12 protein-coding genes and 2 pseudogenes are annotated in these 17051 nt (G+C 67.7%); 12 read left to right on the forward strand and 2 right to left on the reverse strand.

Going from position 1 to position 17051, the window contains the following annotated elements; all coding sequences use genetic code 11:
- Positions 1–16: 16 nt before the first annotated feature.
- Complete coding sequence (locus QP164_RS08655; RefSeq protein WP_353434583.1) at positions 17–1105, reverse strand: mechanosensitive ion channel family protein; 1089 nt, start codon at positions 1103–1105, stop codon at positions 17–19.
- 305 nt (positions 1106–1410) lie between these two features.
- Between QP164_RS08655 and QP164_RS08660 the strand changes: the two genes are divergently transcribed.
- From QP164_RS08660 to QP164_RS08685, 6 genes and pseudogenes are all read left to right on the forward strand, one after another.
- On the forward strand, positions 1411–3081 hold the full coding sequence (locus QP164_RS08660) for an MFS transporter (protein WP_333922881.1): 1671 nt from the start codon (positions 1411–1413) through the stop codon (positions 3079–3081).
- Positions 3078–4237: pseudogene (locus QP164_RS08665) on the forward strand (HlyD family secretion protein). Before QP164_RS08660 ends, QP164_RS08665 begins: the two are co-directional and overlap by 4 nt.
- Positions 4238–4516: 279 nt before the next feature.
- Positions 4517–5916: pseudogene (locus QP164_RS08670) on the forward strand (efflux transporter outer membrane subunit).
- Positions 5917–6007: 91 nt separating this feature from the next.
- Entirely contained in the window at positions 6008–6724 is a 717-nt protein-coding gene (locus QP164_RS08675) for a phosphocholine cytidylyltransferase family protein (RefSeq protein WP_333922882.1), read from the forward strand.
- Positions 6721–8052 (forward strand): hypothetical protein, encoded by a 1332-nt coding sequence (locus tag QP164_RS08680; RefSeq protein WP_333922883.1) that lies wholly within the window; start codon positions 6721–6723, stop codon positions 8050–8052. Before QP164_RS08675 ends, QP164_RS08680 begins: the two co-directional genes overlap by 4 nt.
- Before the next feature lie 10 nt (positions 8053–8062).
- A complete protein-coding gene (locus tag QP164_RS08685) occupies positions 8063–9181 on the forward strand; it encodes a CDP-alcohol phosphatidyltransferase family protein (protein WP_333922884.1) in 1119 nt (372 codons plus the stop codon).
- A gap of 176 nt (positions 9182–9357) precedes the next feature.
- Here QP164_RS08685 and asnB read toward each other — a convergent pair whose 3' ends face one another.
- Positions 9358–11292: an asparagine synthase (glutamine-hydrolyzing) gene (gene asnB, locus QP164_RS08690; RefSeq protein ID WP_333922885.1), complete on the reverse strand. Its 1935-nt coding sequence runs from the start codon at positions 11290–11292 to the stop codon at positions 9358–9360.
- 114 nt (positions 11293–11406) lie between these two features.
- Here asnB and QP164_RS08695 point away from each other — a divergent pair, with 114 nt between their 5' ends.
- The 6 genes from QP164_RS08695 to dapB all read left to right on the forward strand — a co-directional run bounded on the left by QP164_RS08695 (position 11407) and on the right by dapB (position 17032).
- A complete protein-coding gene (locus QP164_RS08695) occupies positions 11407–12759 on the forward strand; it encodes a lipopolysaccharide biosynthesis protein (RefSeq protein WP_333922886.1) in 1353 nt (450 codons plus the stop codon).
- A 101-nt stretch (positions 12760–12860) separates the two neighbouring features.
- On the forward strand, positions 12861–13322 hold the full coding sequence (locus tag QP164_RS08700; protein WP_333922887.1) for a DUF2141 domain-containing protein: 462 nt from the start codon (positions 12861–12863) through the stop codon (positions 13320–13322).
- A gap of 172 nt (positions 13323–13494) precedes the next feature.
- The gene (locus tag QP164_RS08705) at positions 13495–14502 is read left to right on the forward strand and encodes a diacylglycerol/lipid kinase family protein (protein WP_333922888.1); all 1008 of its coding nucleotides are present in this window, start codon (positions 13495–13497) and stop codon (positions 14500–14502) included.
- Positions 14499–15407 carry a hypothetical protein gene (locus QP164_RS08710; protein ID WP_333922889.1) on the forward strand — a complete coding sequence of 303 codons (909 nt, stop codon included), beginning with the start codon at positions 14499–14501 and terminating at the stop codon, positions 15405–15407. Before QP164_RS08705 ends, QP164_RS08710 begins: the two co-directional genes overlap by 4 nt.
- On the forward strand, positions 15404–16159 hold the full coding sequence (locus tag QP164_RS08715) for a nucleotidyltransferase family protein (RefSeq protein WP_332754318.1): 756 nt from the start codon (positions 15404–15406) through the stop codon (positions 16157–16159). Before QP164_RS08710 ends, QP164_RS08715 begins: the two co-directional genes overlap by 4 nt.
- Positions 16160–16261: 102 nt before the next feature.
- The gene (dapB, locus tag QP164_RS08720; RefSeq protein WP_332754319.1) at positions 16262–17032 is read left to right on the forward strand and encodes a 4-hydroxy-tetrahydrodipicolinate reductase; all 771 of its coding nucleotides are present in this window, start codon (positions 16262–16264) and stop codon (positions 17030–17032) included.
- Positions 17033–17051 lie beyond the last annotated feature (19 nt).

Consider the following 17051-nt stretch of genomic DNA (forward strand, 5'->3'; position numbering starts at 1 on the left):
TGGATCCTGACTTTCGTCAGGATGACGGGGAGCGCGTTACCGGGTCGGGCGCCATCAGCAGTCGGTTGCGCGGGATGGCTTCGGGCATTTCCTCGCGGATATACTTCAGCAACGCCTCGCGCACGTCACACCGCAGATCGAACGCGATCGCCGCATCCTTGGCGGTCATCAGCCCGCGCAACTCGATGCAGTCGGTCTTCACGTCGGTCACCTGGAGGTTGTAGAACCGCTTGTCCCAGCGCGGATTGGACGTGACGATCTCGCCCAGTTTCTCGCGCAACCTCGGCACGTCCGCGGACGGATCGAGATACCAGAACACCGAGCCCATCAGCTGGCTGGTCTCGCGCGTCCAGTTCTGGAAGCTCTGTTCGAGGAACTTCGACACCGGCACGACGAGGCGGCGTTCGTCCCAGATCTTGATGACCACGAACGTCAGGTTGATCTGCTCAACCCGCCCCCATTCGCCGTCGACGATCAGCACGTCGTCGATCCGGATCGGCTCGGTGAATGCCATCTGCACGCCGGCGATCAGGTTCTTCAGCGCAGGCTGCGCGGCGGCACCGACGACGAGGCCGGCGATACCGGCCGATGCCATCAGCGTGACGCCGATCGAACGGATGCCGGGGACGCTCAGCAGCATAAGGCAGACGCTGACGAAGATGATGAAAAACGTGCCTATCCGCCCGAGGATCGCCGCCCGCGTGCGCTTGCGGCGGGCACGGAGATTGTCCTCGACCGAGATGTCGGCGCGGATCTCGATGACGTCCTGGAACGCGCGCAGCGCCGCGACCGCGAGCCAACCGAGTAGAGCGGGGACGAGGAAACCGAGCAGCTGTTTCCAGAGATCCTCGATGTCGTTGTCCATCGGCAGGATCCGCGCGACGAACGCGACCGCGACCGAAACGAACACCGCGCGCAAAGGGCGGCGGACGCGAGCGAGGACGAGACCGTCGGTCTTGGCGGTCGAGCGGCGCTGGGCATGGCCGCCGATCCGCATCGTCAGCCAATGCGCGACCAGCGCGACGAGGACGGCCGCCGAGACGACGGCGACGCTCTCCAGCCAGACCCATTCGGGGGGTATGTGGAGCGATCTGAACATGCGCATTTTAGCGCAACGGTTGGGGGATGGGGATGTTCCGCTGCAGTGCAGCATTTCGGTTGCGGTTGAATCTAGGATTGATTCCCGGAAGGCCCCACCCGGCGACAACTACCCCGGCGAAGGCCGGGGCCCAATTGGGGGACGGCTGTAACGATGCGCCGCCCGCCATTGCTGCGACCTTTCCAATTGGGCCCCGGCCTTCGCCGGGGTGGTAATCGTTGACGGCGCAGCGCTTCCCCGGGAGTAAATCACGCTCCGCCGCAAACGATACCCAATGACGTCTCCCCCGATCATGCCAGAACCGCCCAACCATGATCGCCCAGAGAATCAGACACTTCCTGAGCGAAGAGGACTGGCAGTTCGCCGAGCACGAACGCCCCGTCCTCCCCGGCTCCCCCGGTTCGCCACTCCACCCGCGCCACCGCCAGATCGCCTATGCGCTGATCGGTATCCTGCTCGGCCTGACGGTAGGCTTCGGCAACGCGCTGATCAGCGCCAACACCTACACCCTTCAGGGCGCGCTCGGGCTCGACCCCGCCGAAATCGCCTGGCTGCCGACGGTCTACGTGATGACCAACGTCAGCATAAACCTGCTGATGATCAAGTTCCGCGCGCAGTTCGGCCTGCGCCCGTTCGCGATGATCTTCCTGATCCTCTACGTGCTGATCACGCTCGCGCACCTGTTCGTCCACGGCTTCGCGACCGCCATCGCCGTCCGCGCGATCAGCGGGATGGCGGGCGCCGCGCTGAGCAGTCTGTGCCTCTATTACGTGATGCAGTCGCTGCCAGCGAAATGGCGGTTGAAGGCGGTCGTGCTCGGCATCGGCATCCCGCAATGCGCGACGCCGCTCGCGCGGCTGTTCTCGCCCGATCTGCTGGCGATGTCGCAGTGGCGGACGTTGTACCTGTTCGAACTCGGGCTCGCGCTGCTGTCGCTCGCCGCCGTCGCCGCGCTGCGCCTCCCGCCGACGACGCGGAGCAAGGCGTTCGAGCCGCTCGACTTCCTGACGTTCGTGCTGTTCGCCGGATCGACCGCGCTGTTCGCCGCGGTGCTCGGGCTCGGGCGGATCGTGTGGTGGACCAACGCACCGTGGATCGGCTGGGCGCTGATCGTCGCGATCCCGATGTTCGCGGCGGCGATCGTCGTCGAGCATCACCGCGCCAACCCGCTGCTCAACACCCGCTGGCTCGGCAGCGCCGACATCGTCCGGTTCACGATCGTCATCGTCATGGCGCGGATCGTGCTGTCGGAGCAGACCTATGCGTCGGTCGGGCTGCTGACGGTATTGGGCCAGAACAACGACCAGCTCGTGCCGTTCTTCCTGATCATCTTCGTCGCGTCGGTCGCCGGCGTGATCGCGAGCGCGGTGACGTTGGATGTCGAGCGGCTCGGCCACCCGATCATGCTGGCGATCGGGCTGGTCGCGGTGGCGGCGTGGTTCGATTCCTACGCGACCAGCCTGACGCGCGCGCCGCAGATGTACGTGACGCAGGCGATCATCGGCTTCTCCGCGACATTCTTCCTCGGGCCAGCGCTGCTGTTCGGCATGACCCGCGCGCTCAAGGAAGGCGCGGGGCACATCATCAGCTTCATCGCGCTGTTCGGGATCATCAATTCGCTCGGCGGGCTCGGCGGCACCGCGTTGCTCGGCAGCTACCAGGTGATCCGAGAGAAGGCGAACAGCTCTGCGCTCGTCCAGCAGATCTCCCCGACCGACCCGATCGTGACGCAGCGCATCGCCGCGGGTGGCGCCGCGGTCAGCCGGGTGATCGTCGATCCGACCCTGCGCAACGCCGAGGGCGCGGCGATCCTGTCGCAAACTACGACGCGGGAGGCGAACGTGCTTGCGTATGACGACGTCTTCCGGTTGATCGCGGTCCTTGCCGGCGGGACGTTCGGGTATCTGCTGTTCCTGCTGGCGAGACGCGCGCGACGCGAACGACGGGCACGGCTTGAGGGCCCGGTTGAGGGGACGACATGAGCGACGCACGCAGCCCGGTGGCCGAGGGGCCGGCGACCGAAGAAAAGCAGGCGGAGGTGGCCGCTGCACCGGCCGCCGCGGTCACGCCGGTCGGCTCTGGCTGGCGACCGCAACCGCCCAGCCGCAACGTCATCGTCATCATCGCCCTGCTCGCGATCGCCGGCGTGTGCGCAGTGCTCGCGGCATGGCGCCTGCCCCCGTTCGCGACGAGCTATCAGTCGACCGACAACGCCTATGTGCGCGGGCGGACGACGGTGATCAGCCCGCAGGTCAGCGGCTATGTGACGCAGGTGCTGGTGCGCGACTTCGCCGACGTGAAGCAGGGCGATCCGCTGGTGAAGATCGACGACCGCATCTATCGCCAGCGCGTCGACCAGGCGCAGGCGCAGGTCGATGCGCAGGCCGCGACGCTCGCCAACAGCCGGCAGACCGCCGCCAGCCGCGAGGCAACGTTCGCGGCGCAGGACGCAGCGGTCGCCAATGCCGAGGCGCAACTGATGCGCGCGCAGGCTGACATGGCGCGCGTCAACGACCTCGTGACCGACGGCTCGGTGTCGCTGCGCGAGCGTGACCAGACGCTGGCGGCGTTGCGGCAGGCGCAGGCACAGGTCCGGCAAGCCAAGGCCGCGCGGGAGATCGCGCGGCAGGATATCCGTACGGTCGAGGTCGGGCGTGGTGGCCAGCAGGCGGGTGTCTCGGGCGCGGAGGCTGCGCGGCAACTCGCACGGATCGACCTGGCCAATACCGTGATCCGTGCGCCCGAGACGGGGCGGTTGAGCGAGGTCGGCGTACGCCTCGGGCAGTATGTGACGGCCGGGTCGCAGCTTATGTTCCTGGTGCCGCCGGAAACGTGGGTGATCGCGAACTTCAAGGAGGCGCAGACGGCCCGGATGGTGGTTGGGCAGCCGGCGTCGTTCACCGTCGACGGGTTGGCGAACGCGCGGCTGACCGGGCATGTCGAGCGGATCTCGCCGGCGGCAGGGTCGGAGTTCGCGGTACTGAAGGCGGACAATGCGACGGGGAACTTCACCAAGGTGCCGCAGCGGATCGCTGTGCGGATCCGGGTGGATGGGGGCAGCCGCTGAGCGCACGGTTGCGACCGGGGATGTCGGTGCAGGCTCGGGTGGATACCGCCGGTGGGCTGGGGGTTCGGTGATGCGGCCTGAACCTGGCGTCGCGCCCTCGTCTTGTTCTCCGGCAAAGGCGGGAGCCCAGACTGGGTCCCCGCCTTCGCGGGGAAACATTGCTTGCTTGGGCCCCGTCCGCAGCGATGGGAAAAGAGGTGCAAGTCCCACCCCAAACGGCCCCACCCCGGCGAAGGCCGGGGTCCAGTTAGGGGACGGTTATAACGACCCGCAGTCCTTCGTTATAGCGACCTCTCCAACTGGGCCCCGGCCTTCGCCGAGGGCGTAGCGTTGTAGGATGGCGGCGCGCAATTGATTGGCCGCGAGTTGGCGGCACAGGCGCCCTGACCCTCGCCCTCCTCGCCACCGCCTGTATCGGCCCCCGCCCCGAGGCGCCCGCCACCACGGCAGTCGCCCCACCCCCGCCTGGCGCACCGCGCTCGGCCCCGGGGCACCGATCCGTGCGGACTGGTGGAGTGCGTTCGGCGACCCCGTCCTCACCGACCTCGTCGCTCGGGCGCTCGCCAACAGCCCCGATCTCGGCTCGGCCGCCGCGCGCATCGACGAAGCCCGCGCCGCCGCACGTCTTGCCCGCGCACAGCAGACCCCGCTCGTCAGCGGCTCCGCGCCGAGCACAACCGGCCAGACCGTCAGCCCGTTCGGCACACCCTCCGATGCGATCGGCGCGCAGCCGGCGGTATCGATCAGCTACGACCTCGACCTGTTCGGTCGCCTCCGCCTCGCGAGCCAGGCCGCGCGTGCGCAACTGCTCGCCAGCGAAGCCGCGCGCGACACCGTCCGGCTCGGCATCGCGAGCAGTGTCGCGACCGGGTACATCACGCTCCGCGCGCTCGACCGGCGCCTCGCCGTCGCGCGCCAGACGCTGGCAGCGCGAGCGGAAGGCCTGCGCATCGCACGTCGCCGCGCCGAGACCGGCTACACCTCGAACCTCGAGCTGCGCCAATCGGAGGCTGAGTTCCACGCCACCGAACAGCTCGTCCCCGCCGCCGAGCTCGCGATCAGCCGGCAGGAGAATGCGCTGAGCCTGTTGCTCGGCGACAGCCCCGGCCCGATCCCGCGCGGCCGCACGCTCGACCAGTTGGCGGCTCCAGTGATCCCGGATGGCCTCCCCGCCGACCTGCTCCGCCGCCGACCCGACCTCTACCAGGCAGAACAGACGCTCGTCGCGACCGACCGCTCGCTCGACAGCGCTCGCGCGGCGATGCTGCCGAACCTTGCGCTGACCGGCTCGGCGGGGGTGGTATTGTCGTCCGCGCTCGCCAACCCGATCGCAGTGTTCTCGATCGGCGCGAGCGTGCTCAGCCCGATCTTCGACGGCGGGCGTCTGGGCGCCCAAGCCGACGCAGCCACCGCGCGTCGCGACCAGGCCGCGTTCGCCTATCGCCGGACCGCGTTGCAGGCGTTCCGCGAAGTCGACGACAGCCTCGCCGGCGTCCAGCGCTCGGGCCAGCAGGCGGTCGCGCTCGCCGGCCAGCGCGATGCGCTCGCGGGTGCGCTCCGTAATGCATCGAACCGATACCGCGCAGGCTATTCGGCGTATATCGACCAGCTCGATGCGCAACGTGGGCTGCTGACTGCGGAACTATCGTTGGTGCAGGCGCGCGCGGATCGGCTGACGGCGTATGTGACGCTGTACCAGGCAATGGGCGGTGGCTGGTCTCGGGAGGATGCGGCGGCGGTGCGGCGATAGTGTTCCCCCGCCTCCACGGGAGAACGGGAAGCAGGGAGGCCGCCTAACCGATGCATTTTCCTGCCACACTTCGCCCGTACAGCCTCACGCCATGAAGGCCATCATCCTTGCCGCGGGTCACGGATCGCGGTTGCTGCCGCTCACGCTCACCACGCCGAAATGCCTGGTCGAGGTCGGCGGTCGCGCGATCCTCGACCACCAGCTCGACGCGGTCGCCGCGGCCGGGTTCGACGGCGCGGTGGTGGTCGGCGGCTACCGGATCGACCAGATCGCGGCGCATCTGGACGCGCGAGACGGTGGCCTGCCGACCGAGCTGGTCTTCAACCCGTTCTGGGCGATCGCCAACAGCATCGGCAGCGTCTGGGCGGCACGCGCGTATCTCGAAGCGCCGTTCGCCTTGATGAACGGCGATACGGTGTTCGAGCCGACGATCCTGCGCACCGCGCTCGGCGGCGACACGGGGGGCGTGGCGTTGCTGGTCGAGCCGCTGGCCGACGCCGGGCTCGACGACATGCTGGTGGAGGTAGACGGCGACCGGGTGATCGCCGTCGGCAAGCACCTCGTCGGCCATGAGACGACGGATCGTTCGCTCGGGCTGATCGTGTCGCATGGCGGCGCGGCCTATGCCGAGGCGTTACGCGAAGTGATCGGCGAGGAGAACGGCATCCACGCCTATCACCACGCCGTCGTCGGCCGCGTCGCGCGGGGGCCGGGCGTCCGCGCCATCCGGATCCCGCCGGACGCGCACTGGCAGGAAATCGACCGGCCCGAGGATATCGCGCTGTGGGAAGGCGATCACCGAGCATGACCCGCCCCGGCGCGCGCGGAAAGGTCGCGTTCCTGTTTCTCGGCGAGACGCTGCTGATCCCGCATCTCTATCCGATCGTCGAGGCGCTCGCCGCGACGTCGGACGTGCCGATCGAGCTCTGGGTGAGCACGTCGGTGCACGAGACGTTGCTGACGCGCTGGACGGCGCCCTTCCCGACCGTTCGCATCCGGCAGGCACCGGGGTTTAGTGTCGTTGCGGATGACGGCAGTGGGCGTAATCCGGTGCTGCCTGCGAAGATACCGATACTGCTTCGGCTACTGCCCTATCTGCGTAGCGCGACGATCGTGGTGTGTGCCGAGCAGACGAGTTTGTGGCTCCCGCGGCTGTTTCCGATGCGCGCGAAGTTCGTGAAGACCTCGCACGGGGTTGGGTCGATGAGCGCGCGCGACGATCCAAGGCGGCGCGCGGCGGCGTTGACGCTGGTGCCGAGCGAACTGGAGCGGCAGACGTACCTCGATCGCGGGTTCGCTCCGGAGCGGTTCGTTGCGACGGGGTATGTGAAGGCCGACTTTACGCACCGGACGCATGCCGCGCCGCCGTTCGGGGATACGCGGCCGGTGGTATTGTATACGCCGCACTGGCAGCAGCATCGCTCGTCGTGGTGGCGCTGGGGCGCGGAGGTGGTGCGGCGGATCGTCGCGGACGGGCGCTACAATCTGATCTTCGCGCCGCACCAGCGACTGGTCGAGAAGGCTCCGGAGGTCGCGGACCTGATGCGCGAGATTGGCGATCTTGCCCATGTGCACTGCGATATCGATGGGTTCGCGATGGTCGATGGGAGCTATACCGGCGTCGCGGACGTGTATCTGGGCGATACGTCAAGCCAGGTGATCGAGTTTCTCATGCGGCCGCGGCCTTGCGTGTTCCTCAATGCGGGGGCGGCCGTGTGGGAGGGCGATCCGAATTACGTGATGTGGGGGTGTGGCGAGGTGGTTGATGAGGTTGCGGACGTCGTGGCGGCGGTGGACCGGGCGGCGTTGATGCATGCGGAGTATGTGAAGATTCAGGTGGAGTTCGCCGGGCAATCGCTCGGCGCGGTCGAAGGGGCGCGGCTCGGGCTGCGGGGAGATTCTTCGACTGCTGGAGGCCACGCCAGCCCGTTAAGTCTCCACCACCCCGGCGGAGGCCGGGGCCCAGTTGGGGGACGTCGCCAACGAAGGACTGCGCGAGGTTACTCCGGACGTTCCAATTGGGCCCCGGCCTTCGCAGGGGTGGTTGCAATCGGTGTGGTGCAGTCGTGGTGGGCGGGAAGGTATGCGCCTCGACCTATCCCACGCCCCTCTCGCTTTCACGACCAGATCGGGTAACGGGTGCGGTATGGTAGATTCGACAGCCCCCACGCCAGCGCTCCGGACCGTCCGGGCGAACGACACGCTGCTCTGGGGCATGACCAATGCCGAGCGGATCCGGCGAATCGGCGTCGCGCAGGGGTTGCCGGAAGACGATGGGAATGGTCCCGTAATCCTCGCCAACCTCGCTTATGCGTTCGATCCGGTGTGGATCGCGCATCTAAAGTCGCGCTCCGGTACCGTCGTCACGCGTACCGGCGTCCCTGTGCTCGCGCATGTCCGCGACGCCGATGAGCGTGCGCGGATGACCGCGGCGATGCTCGGCGAAGCGCCGCTGGTGACCGGGCTGACGGTGATCGCCGCCGAAGCCGAGGAAGGCATCCTCAACGAGGCGCTGCGCAAGCGCGAGCGCCCGTTCGCCGAACTGCTCACCCCCGCCGCCGTGCCGGCGATCGAGCGCGCGAGCTATGTCGGCGCTTACAAGGGCGTCACCGACCTGCTGACCAAGTATCTGTGGCCCGAATGGGCGCTGGCGATCACGCGGGTCTGCGCGCGTGCGGGGATCACGCCGAACCAGGTGACTGCGCTCGGATCGGTGCTGTGCATCGTTGCGACGGTGGCGTTCTGGTATGGCTGGTTCTGGACGGGCCTCGCGACCGGGCTGTTCTTCATGGTGCTCGATACCGTCGATGGGAAGCTCGCGCGCTGCACGATCACCTCGTCGAAGCTGGGGAATGCGTGGGATCACGGGGTCGACCTGGTGCATCCGCCGTTCTGGTGGTGGGCCTGGGCGGCGGGCTGTACGCCGTACGGCCGGCCGCTCGAGGACGGCGTGTTCTGGGCGGTGATCGGGACGATGCTGTTCGGCTATGTCGCGCAGCGGCTGATCGAGGGGGCGTTCATCGTCCGGTTCGGGATGCATATCCATGTGTGGGAGCGGTTCGACAGCTGGTTCCGGCTGATCACCGCGCGGCGTAACCCGAACATGGTGATTTTGTTTGTGGGGTTGCTCGTGACTCGGCCGGATTGGGGGATCATCGGGGTTGCCGCGTGGACCGCGATCTCGCTGGTGGTGCATCTCGTGCGGCTGGTGCAGGCGATGCTGCGCAAAGCTCGGGGTGAGACGTTAGTGAACTGGTTGGCTTGAGGATTCGCGGGGTCGCTACCTGCTAACGCCTCCTCCCTCCCTTCCGTTCGTCCTGAGTAGCCCTCGAGTAGCTGCTCTTGCAGCGTATCGAGAGGGCGTATCGAAGGACAGGTTGGCGCGCGGAACCCATGCTTCGATACGCGCCCTCGATACGCTTCTTCGAAGCTACTCGGTCGCTACTCAGCACGAACGGTTAGGGCCTTGGGCCGTCCGATCCACCACAGGCAGTAGATCGCCAGAGCATACAGGAAGCGGCTATAGTCCCGCCGCCCCGCACGGTGATCGGCGAACACCTTGTCGACCGCGCCGGGGCGCCAGATGCCTTGCTCGCGGACGCCGCTGTCGCGCCAGAGCTGTTCGGCATACGCCCCGAAATCGCCCGCGAACCAAGCGGCGAGCGGCATCTGGAAGCCCTGTTTCCGCCGGTCGAGGATACCTTCCGGCAGCCAGGGCGCGATGGCTTGGCGGATAACGTATTTCCCGACCTTGCCGTGCAGCTTCATGTCGGCGGGCATCGACAAGGCCAGGTCGACCATCCCCTGCCCCAGCATCGGCACGCGCACCTCGAGCGAATGCGCCATGCTCGCGCGATCGACCTTGGTCAGCATCGCGCCGGGCAGGTTGAGCGCGAGATCAGCCAACCCAAACTGCTCAAGCGTATCGGTCGAGATCGCGCCGGGGTCGGGGAAATATTCCGCGACCAGCGCGGCGATCCCGCCTTCCTCCTCGGCAATGAACTCGGCCGAGAAGATCTCGCGACGGAAGGCTTCGTTCGTGATCTGCGTCTTGGCGAAGAATCGCGCGATGCCGTTCGGGAGCGCGGCGCTACCGGTGGTTTTCCGCCAGCGTTGCAACACCGCGTTCGCGTGGCGTGACGGCAGGGTCGGAACCGCATCCAGTGCGCGAGCAAGCCTACGCAGCGGCGCCGGCAACGCGCCGATCCGGCGTTCGGTCGCGTGGCGCTTGTAGCCGAAGAACAGCTCGTCGCCGCCATCGCCCGACAGCGCGACCTTCACCTCCTGCGCGGCGATCTGGCTGACGTACCAGGTCGGCACCGCGGAGGGATCGGCGAACGGCTCGTCGTAGCAATGCTGGACCTCGGGCAGCATCGCCTGCGCATCCGCGAGTTCCAAGGTGCGCGTAACGTGGTGGCAGCCGAGATGCCGCGCTATCGCCTCCGCATGCGGCGATTCGTCGAAGCGCGGGTCCGGGAAGCCGATCGTGAAGGTGCGGACCGGGCGGTCGGAGACCTGCGCCATCGCCGCGACCACCGCCGACGAATCCACGCCGCCCGACAGGAACGCGCCGACATCGACGTCGGCGACCATCTGCTTGCCGATCGTGTCGAGCCATTCGTTGCGGAACCGCGTGATCCACTGCGCTTCCGACAAAGGCTCGGCGGGATGGTAGGCCGGCGTCCAATAGGCGCGCATCGTCGGCGTTCCGCTCGCGTCGACAGTCATCACATGACCCGGTGGCAAGGTGCGAACCTGCGCATAGATCGAACGCGGGGTGCGGACATGGCCGAAGCTGAAATAATCGTGGAGCGCGCGGTGGTCGACGTCGAACGCCATCCCCGGCAGCAACGTCAACGTCTTGAGCTCGGAGCCGAACGCGAACCCGGCCGCCTGGTTGGTATAGTATAGCGGCTTGATGCCGATTGGGTCGCGCGCCAGCGTCAGGCGGCGGGCGTGCGTATCCCACACCGCGACCGCGAACATGCCGTCGAGCCTTGCCCAGACGTCATCGCCCCAGCGTTCGTAGCCGGCGAGGATGACTTCTGTATCGCCCGCGCTCTCGAACACACGACCCAGCGCCTGCAACTCGTGGCGCAATTCGCGGAAATTGTAGATCTCGCCGTTGAAGACGAGCGCATAGCGGTGGTCGGGCGAATGGAACGGCTGGTGCCCGCCCTCGATGTCGATGATGCTCAGCCGGCGCATGCCGAAGCCGAAGTCGCCATCGGTCATGACGCCCTGGTCGTCTGGCCCGCGGTGCAGGATCGTGTCGCACTGCGCGGTGACGAGGCGGGGCGAGACGGCACCGCCACCTCGTGCGTAAAGGCCGGCAATTCCGCAGATGACGAACGATCCCTCGCATGACGGCAGCACCGCCGCCCGATCGCGCGGTCTAGAAGCCGACCGCCGCTTTGTCACCTCTGGGGCACCCTAGTACCGCCGGGCATCTTGCCGCCCTCGCCATCGCGCTCTAGGGGCCGGTCGCAGATGGTTCAGGACCCCGCTCCTTCTCCGGCCCCGGCGGATGCGCCGGCACGTGCCGGCACGACCGGGATTTTGCGGGCGGCGGCGCGCAACCTCGGCTGGCTGCTAGCCAGTCGCAGCGTGCTGGCGATCCTGTCGCTCTTCTATCTCGGGTTCGCGACACGCACGCTTGGCGTCGTCGATTTCGGCCGGTTCGCGCTGATCTCCGGGGCGGCGCAGGCGCTCGCCACATTCGTCGGGTTCCAGACGTGGCAGATCATCGTCCAATACGGCGTCGAGCCGATCCAGCACGGCGACACGCCGCGACTTGCCCGCCTGCTCCGGCTGTCCGCGATCCTGGACATCTGCAGCGCGCTGGTCGGTGCCGTGCTGACCGTGGCGATCCTGTTCGCGTGGAGCGACGGGTTCGGCATCCCGCCCGACCTGATGCGCGACACGCTGATGTTCGCGGTGGTGCAGCTGATCACGATCCGCTCCACCCCGCTCGGCATCCTGCGGCTGCGCGACAAATTCTCGTTGTCGGCGGTGGCGGACAGCATGACGCCGATCATGCGCTTCGTCGGCGCGGGCGCGGCGATGATCTTCGAACCGACGATCCGCGGCTTCATGCTCGCCTGGGCGGTCGCTGAGATCGTCACCGCCGCGACCTATTGGATCATGGTCGCGAAAAGCGGCGATCTACGCCTGCTCGCGAGCGGCCGCGGCACCTGGCGGCAGGTCCGCGACGAGAACCCCGGCATCGTCCGCTTCTCGCTCAGCACCAACGCGAGCGCGACGCTGGGCCTGTCGAGCAAGCAGATCCCGCTGCTCCTGGTCGGCGCATCGATCGGCCCGGCGGCGGCGGGTGCGTTCCGGCTGGCGACGCAACTGGCGCAGGCGCTCGCGAAACTGTCGCAGATGCTGTCGCGCGCTGCCTTCCCCGAGATCGTCCGCGCGGTCCGCACCGCCGAGCCGTCGCGCCTGCGCCGCATTCTGATCCGGACGATGCTCGCCAGCACCGCCGCCGCGCTCGTCATCCTCGCGATCGTCGCGCTGGTCGGCGAACCGATCCTGAAGGTCATCGGCGGCAAGTCGTTCGTCGGCGCCTACCCGGTATTGTTGTGGCTCGCCGCCGCCGGGTGCTTCGACCTCGCCACCGTCAGCCTCGACACGGTGATGACCGCGCTGCACCGCGCGGGCACGGTGTTCGCGATTCGCGCCGTCGGGGTCGGGTTGCTGTTCGTGGCGGCGTTTGCGTTGATGCCGACATATGGCTCGGCAGGGATTGCCGCCGCGGTCGCCTCCGGATCGGTTGCGGTGGCAATCCTGCTGGGCTTCGCGGCGGCACGGATGACGCGGACACCCGACCAGGCATAAACCCACAGAGCGGCCGACGTTTGCGATAAACGCCGCGTTCACGTCGCAAATGTCATCTGCGCGCCGCTCTATCGCCACTATTTTCGGGTCTTGGTCTAGCGATGAACTACGCATTCCTTATCGCGCTCGGCGCGGCGACCGCGCTCGTGCCGGTTCAGGCCCGGGCCGCCGAGACCTGCGAAGGCGCGCCGGGCAACGGCAACGCCAAGCTGATTCTCGAGGCGATGACACTGCACAACACCGCCGGCCAAGTCGCATTCGCGATCTATCCCGACGACAAATCCCGGTTTTTGGCAAAGGGTGCGAAGGTCGGACGCGCGCGCGTATCTGCCGCAAACCCGCACGCCTGCTTCTGGATGAAGCCCGGCCATTATGCGATCGCGCAATATCACGACGAGAATGGCGATCATAAATTCAACCGGACGTTGCTCATGCCAAAGGAGGGCTTCGGCTTTTCCAACGATGCACCAACCTCGATCGGACTGCCGTCGTTCGACGCGGTCCGCACGGCCCTGCCCGCATCCGGCGCTGTCGTGCGGATGAAGATGCGGTATCGCGGATAATTTGCGTCCGGACTGCGACCGACGCGGAACGGAAATCCTACTGACACAAATTTGTAGCGGTTCTGTACCGTGACGGGTATCCCTATATCGTGGCCGATGCTGTTTCGAACTTTGATGCCTTTGGCGGGCAATCGCTCTCCCTCCGGTGGTGCCCGCGTGGCTGCCCGAGGGGATGTTCGATTCCGCTGCCTTGGATCGGCCGGGCGTGAACCCGCGCGAGGCTGCTGCGAAGATCCGTACCGGGATCATCTGCAACCCCAAGAGCCATCGTAACCGCAGCAGCGTCGAGGCGACCAAGCCCTTCCTGTCGGGCACCGTTCTGGCCGTCACGCCGCGCACGCAGGATGAGCTCGCCGAAGTCCTGACCGATTTCGCACGTCACGGCATAGAACTGCTCGTGATCGATGGCGGCGACGGCACGATCCGCGACGTGATGACTGCCGCCGCGCGCGTCTGGACCGGTGCTGCGCCGCGCGTTGCGATCGTTCCCTCGGGCAAGACCAACGCGCTGGCGCTCGATCTCGGCATCCCCGACAGCTGGACGCTCGATCAGGCGCTGACCGCGGCACGCCATGGTCGCGTCAAGTTGCGCAGTCCCGTCGAGGTGATCCGCAAGGACAGCGGCGCCAAACTATGTGGCTTCCTGTTCGGCGCGGGCGCGTTCGTCGACGCCACCGCGCTGGCCCAGCGGACGCACCGCGCCGGCGCCTTCAACGGCGTCGCGGTCGGGCTCGCATTGTGCTGGGCGATCCTGCAGACATTGTTCGGTGGCGCTAACAGCGCGTGGCGTGCGGGCAACCGGATGCGGATCCGCTTCCAGTCGCGCGGCGACGAGGGCATTCATGCCGCCGGCAAGCACGCCGACACCGATCGTGCGCGCTACATCCTGCTCGCCTCGACGCTGAAGCGCATGCCGATCGGCATCCGTCCGTTCGGCGTCCCTCGCGCCGGGCTGAAGACTCTGTTGGTTGATGCGCCGCCACGCTGGCTCGCCGCTGCGACGCCGTTGATCGTCGCTGGCTCGCCCGCCGAATGGCTCGACCGCGCCGGCTATCATCGGATCGATTCGCCAAGCTTCGACCTGTCGATCGACTCGGGATTCATCCTCGATGGCGAAGTCTATCCCGGTGGCGACCTGACCGTCCGCGAAGCGCGCGCGCTCAGTTTCGTCGTCCCGTGATCACGCTCGGCGACGTCGTCCGCCGCCAGTTGCACGTCCCTACCATCCCCGCGGTCCGCGACGTCGCGGCGTTGCTGGCGGAAGGATCGGACGACATCGTGGCGGTGCTGTTCTACGGCTCGAACCTGCGCACCGGCGCGACCGAAGGCGTGCTCGACTTCTACGTGCTGACCGCTGGCCCACCCGAGCGCGGCATGTGGCCGACCGTCAGCTACCGCGAGTTCGACCTGCACGGCGAGACGCTGCGCGCGAAGATCGCCACCATGCGGCTGGCAACCTTCGCGAAGGCGGCGGCGGCGCGGACGCTCGACACGACGATCTGGACCCGGTTCGTGCAGCCCTCCGCACTCGTCTGGGTGCGCGATCCGGACACCGCGAGGCAAGTTGCCAAGGCCATCGCCGACGCGGCCAAGTCCGCCGCGCGCTTTGCCGCCGCGCTCGGCCCCGAGTCGGGCACCGCAGACGAGTATTGGCGCGCGCTGTTCCGCCAGACCTATGCCGCGGAACTCCGCGTCGAACGCAAGGGTCGCGAGGGGCAAATCCTCGGCTTCGATCCAGTGCGCTATGCCGAACTCCTCCCGCTGGCGTGGACCGCCGACGGCATCGCCTTCCGCGACGAGGCCGGCATGCTGAAACCCGACCTGGCGCCGGCACGACATCGCGCCCTGCTTCAGGCCTGGGCACGCCGCCGCCGCGCGGGCAAACCGCTCAACATCGCTCGCCTGGTACGCGCTGCCTTCACCTTCGAGGGCGCCGCGCGCTACGGCATCTGGAAGGTCGAGCGCCACACCGGCGTCGCCGTGCCGCTGACCCCATGGCGTGAGAAGCATCCGATCCTCGCGGCACCCGGTGTACTATGGCGGGTCTGGCGCGCGCGAGCGCAGACGAGTGAAAAGACGGTATGAGCAAAGGATTCAACGCGCTGATCCTCGCGGGATCACGCGGCGGCGTCGATCCGGTCGCGGCCTATGCGGACGTATCGCATAAGGCGTTGATCGTGCTCGATGGCCAGACCCTGCTCGCCCGTGTCGCGCAGGTGCTGCATGAGGCCGGCGCAACGCAGATCGCGGTCTCGGTGTCCGACGACACGGTCCGAGACGCTGCCACCGCGCTTGGCCTCACTGTCCTGACCGCCGCATCCGGCCCCAGCCGCAGCGTGCGTGACGGGATCGAGGCGCTCGGCACCCCGCTCCTCGTCACCACCGCTGACCATGCACTGCTCCAGCCCGAATGGATCACACGCTTCCTCGCCGACGTACCGGCAAACGCCGACGTCGCCGCCCTGCTCGCACGCCAGGACGTGATCGAAGCCGCCGCGCCCGGCACAAAACGCACCTTTCTCCGCTTCGCCGATGGCGCGTGGTCTGGGTGCAATCTGTTCCACTTCGCCACACCCCGCTCGGTCGCCGCGCTCGATCTCTGGGCGCAGGTCGAGGCGGATCGCAAGCGGCCATGGCGGATCGTCCGTAGGCTCGGAATCGGCACGCTGCTCCGCTATATGTCGGGTCGCCTGACACTGGTCGCGGCCCTCGCGCACCTCGGACGTCTCGCCGGCCTGAACGCCGCAGCGGTGGCCAGCCCGTTCGGCCTCGCCGCAGTCGATGTCGACAAGCCGGCCGACCTCGACCTTGTCCGAGACCTGATCGCCCGCCGCTAAGGTCCGTACATCGCGAAAGACGACGCCGTCTTTCGCGGAGAAATTGCCTCAAGCTACCGCTCCCCCTGTCCCCGAACCGCCGCTTGGTGCAAAGCGCGGCCCATGCAGACGCTCGCGACCCAAGCCACCCCGACCGCCACCAGTTCGCCCGCAATCGGCATCTACGGCAGCGCCGGCCGCATGGGCCGGGCGATCGTCGATGCGATCGAGGCGGCCGGCGCGTCCCTCGCAGGCGGCGTCGACGCGCGCGAGGACCCGAACCCACTCGCCCGCACTGCCGACGTGCTCGTCGATTTTTCGACGCCGTCCGCGGTCGAGGCGCACCTCGCGGCTGCGCGCGCTGCTGGTACCGCTATCGTGATCGGCACCACCGGGTTGTCGCCGCAGCACCAGTCGATGATCGACGACGCGGCGAAGGACATCGCGATCCTCCAGACCGGCAACACCTCGCTCGGCGTGACCCTGCTTGGTATCCTCGTCCGCGAGGCCGCCGCGCGGCTCGGCCCCGACTGGGACGTCGAGATCGTCGAGATGCACCACAAGCACAAGGTCGACGCGCCGTCGGGCACCGCCCTCCTGCTCGGCGATGCCGCCGCCAAGGGCCGCGGATCGTCACTCGCCGAACTCCGGGTCGACAGCCGCGCCGGCCTTGTCGGCGCGCGCACCGAAGGTACGATCGGCTTCGCGTCACTCCGCGGCGGATCGGTGATCGGCGACCATAGCGTGATCTTCGCGGGTGAAGGCGAACGAATCGAACTCAACCACCGTGGCGACGATCGCTCGATCTTTGCACGAGGGGCAGTACGCGCGGCGATCTGGCTCGCCGGTCAGCCTGCCGGCCGGTACCGGATGGGCGACGTGCTCGGGCTGTAATGCGGTGAAAAAGCCGACG

Origin of the sequence: Sphingomonas sp. LR59 (genome assembly GCF_036855945.1) — a bacterium.
GTDB lineage: Bacteria > Pseudomonadota > Alphaproteobacteria > Sphingomonadales > Sphingomonadaceae > Sphingomonas.